The following is a 2,758-nucleotide window of genomic DNA, read 5'->3' on the forward strand; positions in this document are numbered from 1 at the left end:
GGTGGCCATGCCGTCGGTGATCTTGGCGTTTTCGGCGTTTTGGCCGATGCTGGCGGCCATTTCCTCGATACTGGCGCTGGTTTCCTCGACGCCGGCGGCTTGTTCGCTGGCGGCTTGCGACAAGGCTTGCGAGGTACCGCTGATTTGCTGCGAGGCGTTGCCGAGTTGGTCGGTGGCCTCTCTGACCTCGCCGATGGTTTGCGACAGTTTGATGACGGTATTGTTGAGACTTTGCTTAACTTGATCGTAGACGCCTTGGTAATCGCGGTTAATCGTGCGAGTTAGATCGCCATTTTCCAGGGCTTGGGCCATTTCTATCGTGTCCTGAAACGCCACATTGACCGTATCGGTGATCTGATTGATGCCTTCGGCGACGTTTTTTAAGAAGCCCTGTTTGTCGGCAACGCTAATTGGTCGAAAATCGCCGGCTACCGCGGCTTCGACAACTTGGGATATTTCCCGTTCGGCGTTGACTTCCGCCGAACGCTCCAGCCATTCGATCATCGATCCGCTCCGCCGCCCCTCGTTGTCGTAGGAGGGGCTGGCCGTTAGCCGGAAGATCAAGTTTCCCACCTCGATTTGCACAACATGCGGACTGGTTAGATGGGCTAACAAATTGCGTTGATGAGCGGGATTCCGATGGAATACATCGAAATTCCGACCGAGAATATTGTCCGCCGCAAAATCGCTAAACAACTTGCGCATTTCCGGCTCCGAGCGGCGCATCAAGGCCATGGTGGATTTGTTCAGATAGCGAATCACGCCGTCGTTGTCGGCCAACATGACGTTGATCGAGGCGTTATCCAACGTAGCCTTGATGGTTGCGGACTCCCGCGCCGCTTCCGCGAAGCGACGCAGGTTCTCGCGCACCAAGTCGACGGTGGTGTTGATAAAGGCTTTTTTACCCGGCAATTTCGCCATATCAGCGTCGTAATTGCCTTCCCCAAAGGCTTTAAACACGGCCATGGCTTTCTTCTTTACGTCAATGTGGGCGTTGACCATATCGTTGACGCCTTGTGCCATTTTGCGAAAATCGCCTTGGTATTTTTCAACCGCCATCACCACATCGATATCGCCTTTCTCGTGTTCCTCGGACATGTGATTCATATCGGCGATGAAGCCTTGCAAATTGCCGCGTACCAAGTCGACGGTTTCATTAATGAATACTTTTTTACCGGGCAGTCTCTCGATATCGGCGTTGAAATCGCCTTGACCGAAGGCCGTAAACACCTTCATGGCTTTTTTCTTGACGTCGATGTGAGCGTTGACCATGTCGTTAACCCCTTGCGCCATGGCCTTGAAACTGCCTTGGAAGCGATCGGTATCTACCATGACATCAATGTCGCCCTTTTCGTGTTCGCTCGACATCCAGGCCATTTGTTCCAACAGGTGCTTGATGGTGTCGCTCATGTTTTTCATCTCGGCCATCAAACTGTCCCGATCGTCGTGTTGCAGTTGGAAAGGGTAGGAGAGATCGCCGACGGCTATGCGTTGGGCAACGCCGACAGCCTCGCCCGGCTCCGCGCCTAATTGTCGTAATAGCGAATTCGCTAAACGCCAAGCGAGATAAAAACCAATCCCGATCGATAACAATGTGCCGGCCAGCATCGTATTTTGTAAGTTAGCGCTACTTTGTTCCGCGGACTGATTGGCCGCTTCAGTCAGTTTTAGCGTGCGCTATAACAGTTGTTCCCCGATCGCCTGTAACTTTTTGAATTCAGGATTGACTTGAGTCAATAACAAACGATGGCCTAGTTCGAAATTCCCGGCTTTGATCGCGTCCCATGCGGGGTTACTGGCGTTTTGCCGGTAAACGTCGCGGGCGCTCAGATATTGGTCGAGCAAAGCTTTTTCTTCCGGGCCGATCGGCAGTTTTTGGTATTCATCGAGCAAATCAGCCATTTGCTTGCGATTGGTTTCGGTCGCTTCGATGTGCAGGCTGAGCGGATGATCGTGCAGTTTGGCGTGCGGCGAGGTTGGATCGTGTTGCAGTGCCAGCATGATGTTGGTGCGGTTGTCGTTATTCAGTTGCAGCATTTTGGCCAATAATTGGCCGGGAACGACTTTGCCGCGGTAGGTGTTGTCCATCGACTCGACGACCGCGTTGATGCCTAGCAATCCGCTGCCACCCACCGCGACAGCCAGCAAGGCCATGAAAACGATCAAACTCGTCAATCGCCCTTTAATTGTGCTTATCATGGTTAAATTCTCCCAACTGAGTTGAAGAAGATGCCGAACCATAGTCCGGCGTTGATTCACCGTATGCCGTGCCTGGAGCGAGCGGTTAAGTAAGGCTCGCTAGTTGCCGGTTTTGTTTTTAGATCGACAATCGCCTGCCAAACGTTGGCCGATGCGGTCGCGTAAGCGCTGTCGGGTCGGCTCGAATACGTTCGAACTCGCTGATATCCGGATCGAAAGCCGTGCCGGAGGAGGCGGGAGCGTCAGGACTTCCGCCTTAGCCACTAGGCAACTAGAAGCGCTCGAAATGCTGCATTTCCAAATCCAAGCCGGCTTGATCGTGGTGGCGGATTGGCGTCGGGCCGAGTTTGATAACCCCAGGTTTGGCGTGAGGCGCGTGGCCGCCGTGAGAAGTGCTGACGCGACGTTGGCCGCCGGCGTTGGCGATCTTAAAAAAGCTCATCAAACTTTGCAATTGCTCGGCCTGACCGGTCATTTCTTCGGCGGTGGAAGCCAATTCTTCACTGGCGGCGGCATTTTGCTGGGTGATTTGGTTCATCTGATTCATCGCGGTATTGAC

General features: G+C 53.5%; 1 protein-coding gene and 2 pseudogenes. All 3 read right to left on the reverse strand.

What is annotated here, in order from left to right:
• A pseudogene (locus A1355_RS09515) lies at positions 1–1,608 on the reverse strand (hypothetical protein); the annotation flags it as partial.
• A 69-nt stretch (positions 1,609–1,677) separates the two neighbouring features.
• Entirely contained in the window at positions 1,678–2,199 is a 522-nt protein-coding gene (locus A1355_RS09520; RefSeq protein WP_197471771.1) for an MCP four helix bundle domain-containing protein, read from the reverse strand.
• 271 nt (positions 2,200–2,470) lie between these two features.
• A pseudogene (locus A1355_RS25180) lies at positions 2,471–2,758 on the reverse strand (methyl-accepting chemotaxis protein); the annotation flags it as partial.

The organism is Methylomonas koyamae (assembly GCF_001644025.1).
Taxonomy (GTDB): Bacteria; Pseudomonadota; Gammaproteobacteria; order Methylococcales; family Methylomonadaceae; genus Methylomonas; species Methylomonas koyamae_A.

What these genes read in the sequence shown, in the direction of transcription:
- A1355_RS09520 (WP_197471771.1), bottom strand. Translation starts at nt 2,199, where the DNA reads ATGATAAGCACAATTAAAGGGCGATTGACGAGTTTGATCGTTTTCATG.